The 16,847-nt window shown below is 61.7% G+C and carries 14 protein-coding genes; 10 read left to right on the forward strand and 4 right to left on the reverse strand.

Annotation, left to right across the window (positions count from 1 at the left end; all coding sequences use genetic code 11):
- The first annotated feature begins 50 nt into the window (after positions 1-50).
- Genes VGR99_RS36175 through VGR99_RS36190 form a run of 4 tightly spaced genes read left to right on the forward strand, consistent with a single transcriptional unit; the run spans position 51 to position 4,061 of the window.
- Entirely contained in the window at positions 51-857 is an 807-nt protein-coding gene (locus VGR99_RS36175; RefSeq protein ID WP_326904734.1) for a glucosamine-6-phosphate deaminase, read from the forward strand.
- The gene (locus VGR99_RS36180; RefSeq protein ID WP_326904735.1) at positions 854-2,002 is read left to right on the forward strand and encodes an N-acetylglucosamine-6-phosphate deacetylase; all 1,149 of its coding nucleotides are present in this window, start codon (positions 854-856) and stop codon (positions 2,000-2,002) included. The genes VGR99_RS36175 and VGR99_RS36180 overlap by 4 nt, the downstream gene beginning before the upstream one ends.
- A gap of 9 nt (positions 2,003-2,011) precedes the next feature.
- Positions 2,012-3,046: a Gfo/Idh/MocA family oxidoreductase gene (locus VGR99_RS36185; RefSeq protein WP_326904736.1), complete on the forward strand. Its 1,035-nt coding sequence runs from the start codon at positions 2,012-2,014 to the stop codon at positions 3,044-3,046.
- 4 nt (positions 3,047-3,050) lie between these two features.
- Complete coding sequence (locus VGR99_RS36190) at positions 3,051-4,061, forward strand: Gfo/Idh/MocA family oxidoreductase (protein WP_326904737.1); 1,011 nt, start codon at positions 3,051-3,053, stop codon at positions 4,059-4,061.
- A 338-nt stretch (positions 4,062-4,399) separates the two neighbouring features.
- Here VGR99_RS36190 and glmS read toward each other — a convergent pair whose 3' ends face one another.
- Together glmS and VGR99_RS36200 are read right to left on the reverse strand one after the other, a co-directional pair.
- On the reverse strand, positions 4,400-6,223 hold the full coding sequence (gene glmS, locus VGR99_RS36195; RefSeq protein WP_326904738.1) for a glutamine--fructose-6-phosphate transaminase (isomerizing): 1,824 nt from the start codon (positions 6,221-6,223) through the stop codon (positions 4,400-4,402).
- Positions 6,224-6,345: 122 nt separating this feature from the next.
- On the reverse strand, positions 6,346-7,350 hold the full coding sequence (locus VGR99_RS36200) for an aldo/keto reductase (protein ID WP_326904739.1): 1,005 nt from the start codon (positions 7,348-7,350) through the stop codon (positions 6,346-6,348).
- 377 nt (positions 7,351-7,727) lie between these two features.
- Between VGR99_RS36200 and VGR99_RS36205 the strand changes: the two genes are divergently transcribed.
- Entirely contained in the window at positions 7,728-8,696 is a 969-nt protein-coding gene (locus tag VGR99_RS36205; RefSeq protein WP_326904740.1) for an NAD-dependent epimerase, read from the forward strand.
- A 383-nt stretch (positions 8,697-9,079) separates the two neighbouring features.
- On the forward strand, positions 9,080-9,316 hold the full coding sequence (locus VGR99_RS36210) for a DUF6894 family protein (RefSeq protein ID WP_326904741.1): 237 nt from the start codon (positions 9,080-9,082) through the stop codon (positions 9,314-9,316).
- Positions 9,317-9,391: 75 nt separating this feature from the next.
- Here VGR99_RS36210 and VGR99_RS36215 read toward each other — a convergent pair whose 3' ends face one another.
- Complete coding sequence (locus VGR99_RS36215; protein WP_326904742.1) at positions 9,392-10,201, reverse strand: response regulator transcription factor; 810 nt, start codon at positions 10,199-10,201, stop codon at positions 9,392-9,394.
- A 657-nt stretch (positions 10,202-10,858) separates the two neighbouring features.
- On the opposite strand from VGR99_RS36215, the gene VGR99_RS36220 reads away from it, so the two are divergent.
- The gene (locus VGR99_RS36220) at positions 10,859-11,509 is read left to right on the forward strand and encodes a response regulator transcription factor (protein ID WP_326904743.1); all 651 of its coding nucleotides are present in this window, start codon (positions 10,859-10,861) and stop codon (positions 11,507-11,509) included.
- 308 nt (positions 11,510-11,817) lie between these two features.
- On the forward strand, positions 11,818-13,068 hold the full coding sequence (locus VGR99_RS36225) for a hypothetical protein (RefSeq protein WP_326904744.1): 1,251 nt from the start codon (positions 11,818-11,820) through the stop codon (positions 13,066-13,068).
- A 29-nt stretch (positions 13,069-13,097) separates the two neighbouring features.
- On the opposite strand, the gene VGR99_RS36230 is transcribed toward VGR99_RS36225, so the two are convergent.
- Positions 13,098-14,084 (reverse strand): glycosyltransferase family 2 protein, encoded by a 987-nt coding sequence (locus VGR99_RS36230; protein ID WP_326904745.1) that lies wholly within the window; start codon positions 14,082-14,084, stop codon positions 13,098-13,100.
- Between the two features lie 304 nt (positions 14,085-14,388).
- Between VGR99_RS36230 and VGR99_RS36235 the strand changes: the two genes are divergently transcribed.
- Both VGR99_RS36235 and VGR99_RS36240 read left to right on the forward strand, forming a co-directional pair.
- Positions 14,389-15,306 (forward strand): FkbM family methyltransferase, encoded by a 918-nt coding sequence (locus VGR99_RS36235; RefSeq protein WP_326904746.1) that lies wholly within the window; start codon positions 14,389-14,391, stop codon positions 15,304-15,306.
- 199 nt (positions 15,307-15,505) lie between these two features.
- Positions 15,506-16,810, forward strand: coding sequence for a lipopolysaccharide biosynthesis protein (locus tag VGR99_RS36240; RefSeq protein WP_326904747.1), 1,305 nt, complete (start codon positions 15,506-15,508; stop codon positions 16,808-16,810).
- Positions 16,811-16,847 lie beyond the last annotated feature (37 nt).

Raw genomic sequence — 16,847 nt, forward strand, 5'->3', positions numbered from 1 at the left:
CATTACATCCTTGAACGCGCGGAGTGACAAGGCCCCGGCAAGAACCACGGATGAGCATGATGGCTTCGGTCGCTCCAGGAATCCCGACATCAGGAATCCCGACATCGGGGATCGCGATATCAGAGACGCGGGACGCGATGGGCCGGGCTGCGGCGTCGGACGTCGCCGCCGCGCTGCGCGAGCGCCTCGCCCGGCAAGGTCGTGTGCGGATGGTGTTCGCCGCCGCGCCGAGCCAGGCGGAGATGCTGGATGCGCTTGCGGGCGAGCGCGATATCGACTGGCGACGCGTCACCGCCTTCCACATGGACGAATATCTCGGGCTTGCCGCGCAGGCGCCCGAGCGCTTCGGCGCCTGGCTGACCCGCCATTTCTTCTCGCGCGTCCCGCTCGCCGCCGTCCATCTGATCGGACAAGAGCCGGATCCGGACCGCGAAGCGACGCGTTATGCGGCGCTTCTCAGCGAGGCCCCGATCGACCTCGTGTGTCTCGGCATCGGCGTCAACGGGCATCTGGCGTTCAACGATCCGCCCGTCGCGGATCTGCGTGACCCGAAGCAGGTCAAGATCGTCGAGCTCGACGCGATCTGCCGTCAGCAGCAGGTCGACGACAAGTGTTTTGCGACACTGGGCGACGTCCCGACGCATGCGATCACCCTGACGATCCCCCGGTTGCTGGACGCAAGCCAGCTCTTCTGCGTGGTGCCCGGCGCGGCCAAGCGAGCCGCCGTCGAGCAATCCCTGTACGGCCCGATCGGCGAGGCCTGTCCGGCCAGCGCATTGCGGACGCATCCGCGATGCACGCTGTATCTCGACCGGGATTCGGCACCGCCCCGGCTGCAAGCGCCGGCACGCGCATGAGCAGCCGGGCGACACACATCTCGGGCCGCGATCCCGAAACCGGACAACCTCACACGATCACGATTGCCGATGGCCGTATCTCAGCCATCGTCCCTGGTGGAGCCGACGACGGGCATTGGTTGTCGCTCGGGCTGTTCGATCTGCAACTGAACGGCTTTGGCGGCCACGACCTCAATGGCGGCACCGATCCACAGACGGTTCGCGATCTCGCGCTGACCGTCCATGGCAGCGGCGTATCGCGCTTTGCGCCGACGCTGATCACGGCATCGCGCGCGGCATTCATCGATGCGTTGAAGGCGATCGCGCAGGCGCGCGACAGCAATCCGCTGGTCAGGCACGCAATCCCCTTCGTCCATGTCGAAGGGCCCCATATCGCACCGGAGGACGGCCCGCGCGGCGCGCATCCCGCCGAGCATGTCAGGCCGCCTGATCTCGATGAGTTCGACGCCTGGCAGGCGGCCTGCGGAAACCTGGTTGGCCTCGTGACCTTGTCACCGCATTGGCCGGAGACGGCCGATTATGTGCGAGGGCTCCGGGCGCGCGGCGTTCATGTTGCGCTCGGCCATACCAACGCGACGACGGATCAGATCTCCGCCGCGGTCGAGGCCGGCGCCATGCTGTCGACGCATCTCGGCAACGGCATCGCGGCGCAGTTGCCGCGGCATCCCAACCCGATCTGGACGCAGTTGGCGGAGGACAGGCTATGGGCGAGCTTCATCGCCGATGGCCATCACCTTCCGTCCGAGACCTTCAAGGCCATGCTGCGTGCCAAGGGCCTCGAACGATCCATGCTGGTCTCGGACGCCGTCGCGCTCGCCGGTTGTCCGCCCGCGATCTACGACATGCCCGTGGGCGGACGCGTCGAGCTGAAGGCAAATGGCCGGCTCGAAGTCGTGGGCACGCCGTTCCTGGCGGGCGCAGCGGCCAGCCTGCCGCTCGGGATCGCGACGGCGAAACGCATGGCCGGATTAACGCTGGCCGAGGCATTGAGGCTGGCAACGATCAATCCCCGCGCGCCATTCCAGCTTCCGGCTCTGGCAGTCGGCGCGCCCGCCGATCTGCTGCGATTTCGTCTCGGCGGTGATGGATCCATCATCCCCGAGACCACCTATGTTGCCGGTCAGCCCTTTCCAGCGAAACCTTGAGGAATTGAGATGAGCCAGCTTCGCATCGGGTTGGTCGGTCCGGGCGCGATCGGTGAAACCCACGCGCGTGCAATCAATGCACTCGACGAGACCGTTCTGGCCGCCGTCGCCGGCGGCACGCCCGAGCAAATCGCCGCCTGCATCGACGGCAAACCTGTTCCGACATTTGCAACCACCGACGCCATGCTGGCCGGTGCAGACATCGACGCCGTCGTCATCTGCACACCGAGCGGCGCCCATCACGACGCAGCCCTTGCCGCCATCCGCTCCGGCCGGCATGTGCTCGTCGAAAAACCGCTTTGCGTCGATCCGGCCGAGGCCGCATCCCTGGTCCGTGCGGCCGAGAGCTCGCAGCTGACCTGCGGCGTGGTCTCGCAGCGCCGGCTCGAGCCGCAACATCTGGCGATCAAGGCGCTGCTCGATGCGGGCCAACTCGGGCAACCGCGGCTGATCGAGGCGGCGATCCATTGGTACCGCTCCGACGCCTATTATGCGGAGAAGCCATGGCGTGCCGAAGCCGATCACGGCGGCGGCTCGCTGTTCAACCAGGGCGTCCATAATCTCGACCTGATGCTCTGGCTGTTCGGACCGGTGACGAGCGTTCAGGGCAAGACGGCGACGCTCGGACATGCGCACGCGATCGAGGACACCACGGCGGCGCTGCTGTCCTTCGCGTCGGGCACGCTCGGCGCGATCGTGACGAGCACCGCGCTGCCGCCGGGACGGCCCGCCATGCTGCGATTGTTCACCGATCGCGGCAGCTGCGAGCTCGCCCACGACAGCATCGTTCGCTGGGATTTTCCCGGCGTCCCACAGCCGGCGAGCGCGACGGGACCTGGAAGCGCCGCCAACGATCCCAAGGCGATCGGCATCGAGGGACATATCGCGCAATGGCGCGACTTCGCCCAGGCGGTCCGCGAGCGACGGGCCCCCGCCACGCCGTTCAGGGATGGGTTCGAGGCTACGCGCGTCGTCACCGCCATCTATCGCTCGGCCGCGGACGGCCGGGCCGTCACCCCCAACGACATCTCGCCACTGGTGTAGCCCGATGGCCGGCAATGCTTCTTCCACGCTCGACATCGCCATCATCGGTGCGGCTCATCCGCACGTCGAATACGTTCTCTCGGAGATCGCTGTCAGGGCCGATGTCAGGATCGCGGCGGTCGCCGATCACGACGCGGCACGCCTCGCCGAGCTCGAACGACGCACCCAGGCACCCGGCTACGCCGACCCGATCGCGCTTCTGGACGCGCACAAGGTCCAGGCCGTCGCTGTTTTCACCGAGTTCGGTCTCAGGGCTCCGCTCGTGGCGGAGCTGCTGCGCCGGAACATCTTCGCGATCGTCGACAAGCCGATGGCGGTGACGCTGCCACAGCTCACCCTGATCGAGGACGCCCTTGCCGGGCGCAACCTGCTGACGCTCCTGCTCGAGAAGCGCTTCTATCCGGTGACGCTCGCGCTTCGTTCGGTGCTCGCGAGCGGCGAGTTGGGCGACATCGTCTCGATCAGCTCGACCGGGCCGCACAAGCTCGTGCCGAGCCGCCGTCCGGCATGGATGTTCGATCCGTCCATCTATGGCGGCATTCTCGCCGACCTGACCGTCCACGACATCGACCTGGCGCTCTGGCTGACCGGGTACACCAGCGGCACGATCAGCGGCTGGGTCTCGCCCACCCCGGCAGCCGGCACGACGAACTTTCCCGCACTGGGACGCGCCATCCTCGCCTGCGACAACGGCCCGCAATTTTCAATCGAGGTGGACTGGATCCAGCCGGAAGCCTCTCCCCGCCATGGCGACTACGCCATGCGGATCTCGGGGACACGCGGGCGCGCGGACGTTCTTTTCGCCGAGAACCGGCTTCTCGTTGAAACAGCAACACGACCGCGACGCGAGGTCGACCTTCCCCAGGGCGCCTCGCCTGCCGGCTTTGTCTTCGATCACCTCGCGCGCGGCGAGGCCCTGCAGATTTCGGCCAAGGACGCACTTCGAGCCACGCGTATCGCGATCCTCGCCGAGGACAGTGCGAAACAAGGCGGCAAACCCATACGGTGGGGTTGAGAGGCAAGGCCGCGGGCATGGCGGGAGAGACCGCCAAAGCTATCTGGACAGCAGCGTTCCAATACTCGAAAGAAGTACCCCCGGCAGGCAGCCTTCGCATTCCGGTGCAGCAGCAGCCCCGCCAACGCGCTGACAGTATGGCGGGGCCGCCTGCTCTACGGACTTCAGTGCTTAGCCTCGACCCGAAAGCCAACACATTCTACGCTCGGCGGCCGATAATGAGGATTGCTCCGAAGAGGCAGCCCGTTTGGAGCACTTCAGTCCGTCGCGCGGGCATGCTTCGGACAGCGCCTCGCCTTGCGAGCCGCGGCGCTGCGGAATCGGCGCAACCGGACGGACTATTCGACAGTCACGGACTTGGCGAGATTGCGCGGCTGGTCGACATCGGTCCCCAGGATCGCGGCGCTGTGATAGGCGAGAAGCTGAAGTGGCATCGCAAAGACCAGCGGCGTCACGATCTCCGGCATATCCGGCAAGCTCAGGACCGTGTCCGCACTGGATGCGGCGAGTGAAGCACCTCGCTGATCCGTCAACAGTACTGTCCGGCCGCCACGGGCGATGACCTCCTGCATGTTCGACATGGTCTTTTCGAACGTCGCACCGCTCGGCGCTATCACGATGACGGGCATGTCCTGGTCGATCAGGGCGATTGGCCCATGTTTGAGTTCGCCGGCCGCATATCCCTCCGCGTGAATGTAGGTGATCTCCTTGAGCTTGAGGGCTCCCTCCAACGCCAGCGGATAGTTGGTGCCACGGCCAATGAACAGCGCGTCGCGCGCCGTACAGATCTTGCGCGCGAGCTCCAGGACCTTCGGCTCCAGTTCGAGCGCGCGGTTCATATAGGTCGGAAGCTGGGCGAGAGCTCGAGCACATGAGCTTTCGTCTTCCGCCGAAAGCACGCCGCGGCTGCGGCCCGCCGTGATCGCGATGCAGATCAAGGTCGCCAGCTGACAGGTAAACGCTTTTGTGGATGCAACCCCGATCTCAGGGCCAGCCAGCGTCGGCAGCACGGTATGGCTCGCACGCGCCATCGTCGAGGTCTGCACGTTGACGACGGAAAGAACACGCTGATCGTGGCTCTTCGCGAATTCCAACGAGGCGAGCGTGTCGGCCGTTTCACCCGATTGCGACACGAAAATCGCCAGATTGCCCGCGCCAAGTGGAACATCGCGATAGCGGAACTCCGACGCGATATCGACCTCGACCGGGAGCTTGGCGTAGCGCTCAATCCAGTACTTCGCGACCAGACCAGCATAGAAGGCAGTGCCGCAAGCAACGATCGAGATGCGGTTGATCGCCTTGAAGTCCACATCCACGCCTTCCGGCAGCCTGATTGTACCGTCGCGCCCGACATATTGCGCAAGCGTCTCCCCGACCACCTTCGGCTGCTCGTGGATCTCCTTGGCCATGAAGTGGCGATGCTCGCCTTTGTGAACGATCACAGCCGACCGGCCGATTTTGGCCGACGCACGCCGCAGAGTAGCGCCATTCACGTCGAGAAACTCGATCTGGTCTCGCGTCACGACGGCGAGATCGCCGTCCTCGAGGTAAGCCACGATGTCCGTCAGGGGTGCGAGCGCGATCGCGTCCGAACCCAGGAACATCTCGCCGCGCCCATAACCCACGGCAAGAGGCGAGCCTTTCCGGGCGCCGATCAAGAGATTCTCATGCCCTTCGAACAGAAAGGCGAGCGCGAACGTTCCGTTCAAGCGGGGAAGCACTTTACGTACCGCGGCGACCGGCTCGCATCCGTTATTCCGCTCGCGGCTGACGAGATGCGCAACCACCTCCGAATCGGTTTCGGTCGTAAGGCGGGCGCCGGCCGCCTCGAGCTCATTGCGCAACTCGCGATGATTCTCAATGATTCCGTTGTGCACAATCGCAACGCCGTCGACCATATGAGGATGGGCATTGTTCTCATCCGGACGGCCGTGCGTCGCCCAGCGCGTGTGACCGATTCCGATCTGCCCCGACAGCGGCTCCGAAACGAGCAGGCTTTTGAGGTTGACGAGCTTTCCGACGGCACGACGCCGGGTCAACGAGCCGTTCTCGAGAGTCGCAATTCCCGCGGAGTCGTATCCGCGATATTCAAGCCGTCTCAACGCATCCAGGAGAACCGCAGAGGCAGGGCCACGCCCGACGACACCAATGATTCCGCACATATTCCGCCTCCGCGCATTTAACGGCCCGACCAATTGCAGGCCAAAGCTCACTGCGTCACGCTGCTAAGGCCCGGCTTCCTTTCGGCCGTCCGCGCGCTTGTCGATATCGTGCCACGCCCTGATCAGCATCCCCCAACCCGTAGTCCATTCGAAGAATCAACCATGCGCTGGGTTTGCTGCGGATCGCTCGCGAGCTCGGCCGCGATGCGATTCAACGGCTGAAACATCGGCAGTTGCGCCAAGCGACGCAGGTTGAACGCAAGGTGCTCCTGCTGGAACATCGAGAAAAGCGCGACCCCTGACGGATTTGCCGCAAGCGCATAATCCACCGCGAACGCGGCAGCAATTTCGGTGAGATCGCCCCGGTATCCCAGTTCGTGCAGCTCTTTCCGTAGCTGTTGCCTCGCACCTATTCTCGAGGCGAGCTCACCGACACACGAAAATGATCCATAGGTCACAAACGTCCTGTTCCGCGCGAAATGTCCCGATCTCAGAAGATTCGGCTCGAGCGGGTTGTTGGCGGTCTGTACCAGGCGGTATGGCAATGAATCATTCAGGCCATCTATTCCCGCCACGTCGTTTCCCGCAATCGAGATTGCAAGGGCTTTCCCATCCTGGACGATGCGCTCAACCGTCCGAATGATGTCTTCGCGAACAACTTCCTCGCGAGTGGGACGGTGGAGAGCCAGCACGTCCACATAGTCCGTCCGAAGACGTCGCAAGCTTTCCTCGAGGCTCGTCCTGATCAGTTCGGCCGAAAGCGGCACCTTGAACGGCTTTGGCTTGACTGCCGAGAGACGCGATTTCATCCCGGGAAACATCGCCAGACAAGCGCGCGCCATCGGCTTCAGGGCCCGTATGGTGGCGCCGGCAGCACTCGGGCGCATTCCGACCTTGGTGCAGATATGAACACTGCCGCGCCTCCTGGAGGCGAACTGGCCGCAAATCGATTCTGCCGTCCCATCGCCGTACGAAGGCGCCACATCGTACCAGGTTATTCCGGCCTCGTATGCGCGCTCCAGCGCCTCGATGCCGGCGCGCGCCCCAATGCGCCCTCCGAGAGACGCACAGCCGAAGCCGATGCGCGATACGCTGGTGCCGAGAGCATCAACATAGACCGTCTTCATCGCAGGCACTCTTGATAGGTCGCGGCCACGCACACTCCAGGCAGACCGTCACGTCATTCACGCCGGCCGTCGCACAACTCTGCAGGTTGTGCGCGGCCTATTCCTCATGCAAATGGAGGATGACCGGCTCGTTCAGGACATTATACGCGTGCCCATCGAATTCACGACGGTGGCAATGATGTGCGGAGTAGTCCGTTCGAGCAATCAGCCGCCGGCTGACTCGACCGCCATCGTCGGCTGCGTGCATTTGAGCACTGGCGAAACGGCAAGATTGAGCGTCCATTTGCGCGATCGATGAACTCCGACCGTTTCGACGAACGACATAACCTGGACATCAAGTGTCATTGCGCTCAGAACCAGCCTCCAACGACGTCCTGGTGACGGGAGCCGCCGGCTTCATCGGCTTTCATGTTGCACGTCGATTGCTCGATGAGGGACGCCGGGTCGTCGGATTGGACAACCTCAACGACTATTACGACCCCGCCTTGAAGCGCGCTCGTCTCGACATTTTGCGGCGCGATCCGCGTTTCTCCTTCATGCAGATCGACCTCGGAGATCGGTCGGCAATGGCGGAGTTGTTTGAGAATCATCGCTTCAAGCGTGTCATCCATCTTGCCGCCCAGGCCGGCGTTCGGCATTCGATCGATCAGCCGCACGCCTATGTCGACGCCAATCTAGCGGGTTTCCTGAATGTCCTGGAGGGATGCAGGCATCACGCCTGTGGTCATTTGATCTACGCCTCGTCGTCGTCCGTCTATGGCGCCAATACCGAGCTGCCGTTTTCGACGCGAGACAAGACCGACTTCCCCATCAGCTTCTATGCCGCGACCAAGAAAGCCAATGAGCTGATGGCCCACTCTTACAGCCACCTGTATCGTCTCCCGGTCACCGGCTTGCGGTTCTTTACGATCTACGGCCCGTGGGGCCGGCCCGACATGGCGATATTCCTGTTCGCCGACGCCATCGTCAAAGGCAGGCCGATCAAGCTCTTCAATCATGGGAAGATGCGGCGCGACTTCACCTATGTCGACGACGTCACGCGCGTTATTTCACAGCTGATTGATCGCGCTCCGGAAGACGGAGCTGATACGGCGGCCGCACCGGCCAAACTCTATAATGTCGGAAATCACCGCCCGGAAGCGCTCATGCATGTCGTCAACTTGCTCGAGAAGGAGCTTGGACGAACGGCCGACAAGGAGATGCTGCCGATGCAGCCCGGAGATGTTCCGGAAACCTTTGCCGACGTCGGCGATCTGATGCGCGATGCCGGCTTTTCGCCGTCCACACCGATCGAAACGGGCGTACGTAACTTCGTCCGCTGGTACCGCGACCACTATGAAGTATGACGCGTCGGCGATCCGCGGTCGCGCCCTCACGGGGCATCAGGACGGAACATCTGCGCGGCGGATTGCGATGGATGACCAGGCTCACCTGCAAAAGATCGCGGCCCCGGCGGGGGGCTAGGATTAGCAGGCCGGGGCCGCAACGCTGCGCCGAAGTGGGCTCCGTCGACGCACCACCATCGTAAACATGGAGGAGCGACCGTTCATGTCGAATTCGTGATCATTCCCGTTAACATTGGGGGTACCCATCCATGATGATGTATCCTCCTAGAATAGCGACTTGCCACGTGTGCCATTGTGGTGCGATGAGCCCACTCGATGCATAGGGCTCGGTGCAGTCATCGGGATGTGGGCGTGTGGGATGTGGGCGTTGTCCGGAGACATCGATGCCGCGGTATTTCTTTCATATCCACGACGGCGCTTCCGTGCTCGACGACGTCGGGCTGGATCTGCCGGACATTTTCGCAGCGCGCTCCGCGGCTGTTGAGCTGAGCGGCGAAATACTCAAGCATGACCTGGCGGATCCGCTCTTGCCCCACGTCTCCTGGCAAGTCGAGGTCAGCGACAGCCCCAGGCTTGGCGGCCGGTCGCTGCTCATTCTTCAGTTCTCAGTCGCAGGGTAGCCGACAAGAAGCTGAAGAGGCTGCGAATGGGACGGGTTGTCGCATGTTGCATTGCGGTCAGCGCGGAAAGGCATGCTAGCGCTCTCCCGTCACTGGATCTGATCCTGCCTGCGCGGGCCTGTCCTGCGCGGAATGGCCGCGGTCATCGTGGGAGATGGCGAGAGCAGCAAGCGCCGTACGATTACCGACCTCGAGCTTCTGGAAAATGTTGTGGAGATGCACCTTGATGGTGCCGTCGGCAATGTTGAGTCGGCGGCCAACTTCCTTGTTGGAGAGGCCGCGTGAGACGAGGCGCATGATCTGCCGCTCACGATCGGTGAGCACCGCGAGTGCAGTTTCCGGATTCGGACTCTGCTCCCGAGCCTGGGCCTGATCGGTGGGCGGTCCTGGAACGACGGTCTCGCCATTAACGATCGCGCGCAAGCATTGCAGCAAGTCCTGCCCCGCCGTCTCCTTCAGAAGAACACTGTGCCCCGCAGGAACGGCCGGCAAAACGAGATCACTATCGTCGCCGGACACGAAGAACGCCAAGCGCGTCGATCGAGCTTCCGAACCGTTGAACGAATTGTTCAACAGCGCCGCAAGCTCCGGCATTGCCGCATCCACGATGGCGACGTCGGGTGCGAGAGCCAAAATTGACTTGATACAGCTCGCAGCATCGAGGCAGGACGCAACGATCTCAAAATCGGATTCTGAACCAAGTATGCTTGCGAGACCTTGCAGTACAACGGGATGACGATCCGCAATAACTACAGTCGCTCGAGACATCGGGCGCTCCTGAATCTGCCGCCCCCCAAATTTTGCCGAAACAAGCAACAGACCCCAGCCGTTGCCGCTTCGAAATTGATTGATCACCAAAAACTTTTTGCCGAACCTAAAAAACAACGTCCCGCCAGAGCCCAGTGTTCCACTCGATTGAGTAAAACCTATGACGCGGTGGCGGTATGGGTCCGCAACCTCAGATAATACACCAAATTGCCTAACCCGGAGACAGTATGAAACCGGGGGTAGCCCGGATTCCGGTAAACCAAATTAACCAATTGGCCCCTCCAAATGCACGGAGACGGGAATATGCAGGCGTCGACTGGTCGTTATCTTACGACCGACATTCAAAGGTTGAACAGGTATTCCCGTTCGATCCCAGATCAAATCTTAACTGCGGCAACATAGCTCACCCAACACGCAGAAAGCCGTAGAATCCGGACGCGGTCTATAACGAAAGGTATATAGGCAACATCGAACAATTGAATCTAACCTTCGGCAAAGGCTAACAAAAGCCCCACTTCTATAAATCGGTAATCCCGGCGGCTTATTGAGCTTTGTTCTTTTTATCCGGGCTTCGTTTCAGGTCGCGTCATTGCGTTAGTTGCGGAGGTAAATATGAGGAGGCGACAATCTGGTCGAGTCGTTTTAATCGGTCGGAACATTTTACTTCGAGAAGGAATTTCAAGAATACTGCATTCAGCAGATTTCCACATTGCGATGTCGGTCTCGAGCACCGATGAACTCCCAAGCGCACTACAGGGATGCCAGCTCCTATTTGTGATCGTCCACAATCCCGACGAATTCGAGCTCGCACTGAAGCATATCGGATTTGTAAAGGAGCATTATCCAGAGGCCCGCGTGGCGATCGTCTCGGATCACCACCGGCCGCATGAGCTGATCTCGGCCTACAAGGCCGGGGCGAGTGGCTACTTCGTCGACGTGAATTCCTGCGACGCTTTTGTTAAATCCATAGAGCTCGTGACCATGGGCGAAACCGTGTTTCCGCCCGCATTTCTATCATTCGTGCTCGATGGTAGTCCCGATCGCGAGCCTCAATTGCAACCGACGGGTGATACGAGCGAGGAGCGATCGAGCTTCATCGTTACGGCTGAGCAACGGATTGCCCCTCATCTGTCGCCGCGAGAGCAGGCAATTCTCTCGTTTCTGATCGAAGGCAATTCCAACAAGTGCATTGCGCGAAAGATCGATATCGCGGAAGCAACGGTGAAGGTTCACGTCAAGGCGATCCTGCGCAAGATACGAGTCCAGAACAGGACGCAGGCCGCCATTTGGGGAATGAACAACGGATCGCTGGTCAAGCCTTCCAATGGTCACGCCCTGGCACTGGCGATCGATCGGACCGATGCTCCTGACCTGGCGCCACACAAGCGCGGAGGTCACGAAGCCGGCATCTCCAACCTGGACTAGGCTGGACTATCGGCTCTGACGTTCATCGAGTCCTCAAGGAAGCACGGGGCGGCGCCCGCCCCGTGCTCTGCAATGAACTTCGCCGGAATGCTCCATCAATCGAGGATCTGCACTTGCGCGAGGATCACGAAGCTTCGCGAGGTGGTTTTCCTGCATTCAGATGATGCGCATCGAGATGTGACGGATACAACGGATCAACGCGACCTATCCCAGGTCGCGGTGAGAGCGGCATGGCCGGCGGGCCCCTCAGCTCGGCCGTTTGCCCGCCTGAATGATCCCTGCCGCTGCTTGCTGTGGAGCATGAATCGATGTCTCCGTCCGTCCGCATCAAAGTTGGCATCGCCGGAGTTGCGGTGGTCGTGCTCGCATTGGCTGGCATAGCCGTCGCGCAGACGCTGGCAAAGGCGAAGCTTACAACACCCAGCAGCCTGGACCTGCCCGACTATCTCGTTCCGGTCACCGACCCTGACACCGGCGCCACGATCGTCCGGGTAACGACCCCCGGCCCTCTGGGCGCCGGCCTCGCCTGTCAAAAAAACTATTGCACCCACCGCTATTCGAGCGCGCAGGCCTGGAACGCCGACCAGACTCTGCTTCTGATCGCCAACGGCTGTAACGGTCTCTGCTTTCTCGACGGACGGACCTACGCTCCGTTGTTCCGCCGGCAACGCGAGGACGAGTGCGAATGGCACCCGCGGGACCCGGAGCGCATGATCTGCGTGATCGGGCGCAAGATCTCGCTCTGGACGCCGCGAACCAATGCCGAAGAGGTCTTGTTGATGGCCGAGGGCTATCGCAGCCTCCAGTTCGGACCAGGCAAGGGCAATCCTTCTCAGGACGGCGGACGCATCGCCGTGCGCGGCACACGTGTTGCCGACGGCGCGGTCGTCGCATTCGCGTTCGATCTCGTGAGCCGGCAGAAGTTTCCTGATATCGAGGTGGGAAAACTGCCCGGGCGAGACGGTGTGTGCGAGATATCTCCTCTGGGCCGCTACGTCAGATGCAGCCGTTGGGTCGACGGCAAGGATGAAGCATTCATCTTCACCGTCGCAGGCGATCTGGTGCAGAGCTGGACCGAACATCATCGGCCGAGTCATGGCGACATGACCGTGGACGCGGATGGACGCGAGGTCTACGTCGGAATCAGCAAATCTGATCCGTACATATACCAGGTGATCAAGCGCCGGCTGGATGACGGCCTGGTTACCGCCCTCGCTCCGCGCGGAGAGGCCTCACATGCGTCCACACGCGCGATCCACTCGCCTGGCTGGGTGATTCTGAGCTATGGCGGCGACCCGGCCGAGATTGCGCAACTCCCGACGTTTGCCCCCTTCGCCCGGGAAGTCATTGCCCTGCGCATTGACGGCAGCGGCCAATTCAGGCGCATCGCGTACACACGCAACGTCCCGTACAATTACTGGAACGAGACCCACGCTTCGCCGTCGCCCGATGGATCCCAAATCATCTGGTCAAGCAATTGGGGGGTACCGGGCGGCCCTGTATACGACTTTGTAACGCGCCTCGATCAACCTGGTCAGACCAGCGCTTTGTCCCGATAGCAGCCTACGGCGGCTGCGTCAGGCGCGACTCACGCGAGCCGGTGAGCCGCCGTCGGTGTATGCGTTCGCGCCCGCATGGCCTTTCTGCCGGCCTTGATCACCGAAGGACGCAGGATCTGGAACGCGTCTCCGACCGATGTGAGCCAGGATTGGTGGCGAAATCGTCCACGCAATCTTGCGACCCGCAACGCACGTACGATCGTGTCGGGATCCGGAAGCCCTTGCTTGTCCTCGAGGAGGCTCCACGTCAGATGCTTGAGATCAAGGGTCTCCTGATCGATCTGCGAGAACGATTTGGCACCGCTAATGCTCGCGTGAGACGTCATGTCGTAGAAGATCAGACCGTCGTCGATCGCCACCATGTCGCCACGACAGGCGAGATCGACGAAAAACAGCTGGTCCACTCCCCACGTGATCGACTTGTAGTTTCGCATCAGGCAACCGGCCCGGATGACCTCGCTGTTGATCAGCAGAGTCGACGGAACAATTCCCAGCGCTCGGGTCTTGCCGACCAGGTAGAGATCGGTCAGGCATTGCTGGCCCGAATAGAGCGTGACGCGCCCTCCACGTCGGTATCTTATTCCGCTGTCCAGGAGGAGATGAGATGTGGAGGTTATGAACGCGACAGTGGGGTACCTCCTCGCCAATTCCGCAAAAGTCTCGAGCGAACCTGGCGTCAGCCAGTCGTCGTCGTGCAGCACTTTGATCCAGTTGCCGCGGCCTGCGAGCATCGCGTTGTTCGTATTCTCGACTTGACCTGGAGGACGGAGGTTCTCGACAACCCGAATGCGCGAATCGATCCGCGCGTATTCGGATAGAACATCCCAGCTCATACCATCCGGCCCTTCGTCGTCGCTGATCACCATTTCCCAGTCGGAGTACGACTGCTGCAGCACACTTTCGATCGTGCGGCGCGCCAGGTCCGGCCGACGGAAAGTCGGAATCGCGATCGAAATAAACGGGCGAACCTCCCGAGCTCGAATGCTGTCGGACTCGTCGAGCTGCAACGGGTTCATCGCTTTTCCCTCAGGCTCAGTTTATCAAAGTGTCGGGCCTTGACGAACCCGCAATGCCTTTCGACTCTGCGAAGAAGTCTGGCCTCGTCACGCGGCAAGAAGGCACGCTAGTAGCTGGGTGGCGCCGGTCATCCTTCATTCGCATGACGCGATCATCGCGAAGCGCGACGCTTCGAAGCGGTCAACTCGGGTGGGGGAATGATCGTCAAACCGCCGGATTTCAGATTTCATGCAAACGAAGGATGGCCGGTCGCTCCTACGAGCTTACGTTCCGCAGCAAAGCCCACCGCACGAGATAAGATAGGTGAAGAACCCTTTGCGCAGATTGAATCAAATGCTCACGCGAATCCGTCAGGAGCCTGACAAGATTCGGTTCCTGCTGTCGCGCGCACTGTGGGTGACCGGATTGTGCCGGTTCATCACCTTCGGCTTTCCGGCCGGATACAGAATGCGCTTCTATCCCAGCTCCATGTCTGCGGGACTCTGGCGAAACCGGAACTTCCGCACTGAAGACGCCGACTTCGTGGCTGCCTACCTGCAACCCGGGGAGACCTTCGTCGATGTCGGCGCGAACGTAGGACAGCTGAGCCTCGCCGCCGCCATGCGGGTTACAGGATCCGGACGAGTCATCGCGATCGAGGCCCATCCGCGCATCTGCAAATATCTGCTGGGCAACGTTCGCCTGAACGGATTCGCGATTGAAGTCCACAATACCGCCATCGGCAGTACGGATGGAGAGATCGTTTTCACGGACTTTCGCAGCGACGACATGAATTTCGCATGCGCCAATCCTCCGCCCGGCAGCGCAGCGCTCCGGGTTCCGGTTCGTCCCCTCGATTCCATCATTGGAAATCGGACGGTGGATCTCCTGAAGGTCGATGTCGAAGGGTTCGAGGTTGATCTTCTCAAGGGCGCCGTGAAGACCATTTCCAATTGCCGCTGTCTCTACATCGAGGATTCCGAGCTCAACCTTCGGCGGGCCGGCACCTCGCGTGCAGAGCTATACTGCCGGCTGATCGATCACGGGTTCGAGCTCTTTCATCTCAGGGCGGGACAACTCGAGCGGGCCTCTCCGGACATTCCGGGACCCGACGACGATAACCTGATCGCCGTCAGACAACCTGCCCTGCTCGACCTGCTCGCGCGGACCGGCCTTCGACTTGCGCAGTCCACAGCCCGATGGCCGGTCGATAGCCGGCTGCGGTCCGAGCGGCTTGCTTGAATCACGATAGGGCTGCCCGCATCGTCTGCGAGCGCAAGCTGATCGTGCAAGCTTTCGATCGATTCCGGCGACAACTCGGTGATCTTCCTGCAAACGAATGATGGCGCGCGCCGCGCCCCATCCTACGATCCGACAAGAGCAGATCGCTCAGCCGTACGATCCTGCCTTGAACTTAATTCTGGGACTGAGGAAACTTCTCATGGCGGCGAAAACGGCTACCGCTCCGTCACGGACAGGGGCTCTCGTTCGTGCAGCGGCGGGCGTCTCCGCCCTTGCGCTCACCGGACAACTCACGCTCGTCGCGGCCATTCCCGTCCTGACTCGGCTGTATTCGCCGGAAGAGTTTGGCGTCTTCACGATCTATCTCTCGATCGTGAACATCCTTGGCGCGATAGCAGGGCTTCGCTTCAGCACCTCCCTGTACGTGGTCGAGGACAGAGCCCAGGCGCTGGTCGCCCTCAAGCTCATCTTTCTCGCGATCTGCGCTACGGCCTCTGCCGCGCTTGCCGGCGGATACCTGTTGTCAACCGTGATACCAGAACGACTGCAACATCTCGTCTACCTGATACCAGTCGGTATGGCGGCGGTCGGCGTTGCCGACGCCATGAACTGCTGGTGCTTGCGGTTCAATCATATCCGCGACTTCGGCATGGGCCGCTTGATCCTGCCGGCGACGATGGCAGTGCTCCAGGTGGCCTTCGGCATCGCCCACCTCGGGGACGATGCCATGATCCATGCGCACATCCTGAGCCAGGCTGTGCTGATCGCATTTCTGTGGGCTCGGCTTCTGAAGCGGGATGACATCCGCCGCATCATGCAAGTCTCATGGGAGGCCGTCGTGGCGACCGCGCGGCGAGAGTACAAGTTCCCCTTGTTCGAGCTGCCCTCGGCCCTTGCCGGATTTGCGATCATCAATCTCCCCGCCATCTTCATCGGCTCGTTGTTTGGTACAGCATTTGCCGGGCACTTTGGCGTCGCAGCCCGTCTCGTGACGGGTCCAGTCACTCTGATCGCCCTGCCGCTCAGCAATGTCTTCGTCGCCGAAGCCAGCAAAGGTTTTGATCGTCAGCATCTGATCGGCACCGCATTGGGCCTGTTGGCCGTTGCGGCCGGCCTGATCGCTCTGCCGGTACTCGGCCTTGGGTTCGTTTCACCCTATGTCGTCGTTCCGTTGCTCGGGCCGTCCTGGATGCCTACGGGTCAGATCATGGCCGCCCTGGCGGTCATGTGCGCTGCACAGGCCCTGTCGACCCCCATTCAAGAGGTTCCGACGCTCTTTCGTCGCCAAGAACTGCGCCTGCTCGTCGACCTGGTGCGGGCCCTGCTTGTATTTGCTCCGCTCCTCATCGGGGCACGTCTAGGCCACGATCCGTTGCAGGTGATCTTCACGATGGCTGCCGGAGGAGCGACCGGCTACGCCTTGGGAATTGGCGTGGCGTTATTCCTTTTGAACGGCCCCGGCGGCGCGCAGCGGTCGAGCGCACCGGTCAATGGGCCTGTCTGATCCGGAAGGTTGCGGGGGCGCATCCTTGGTGTGAGGC

The organism is Bradyrhizobium sp., from assembly GCF_035935975.1.
In the GTDB taxonomy this organism is placed as follows: Bacteria; Pseudomonadota; Alphaproteobacteria; order Rhizobiales; family Xanthobacteraceae; genus Bradyrhizobium.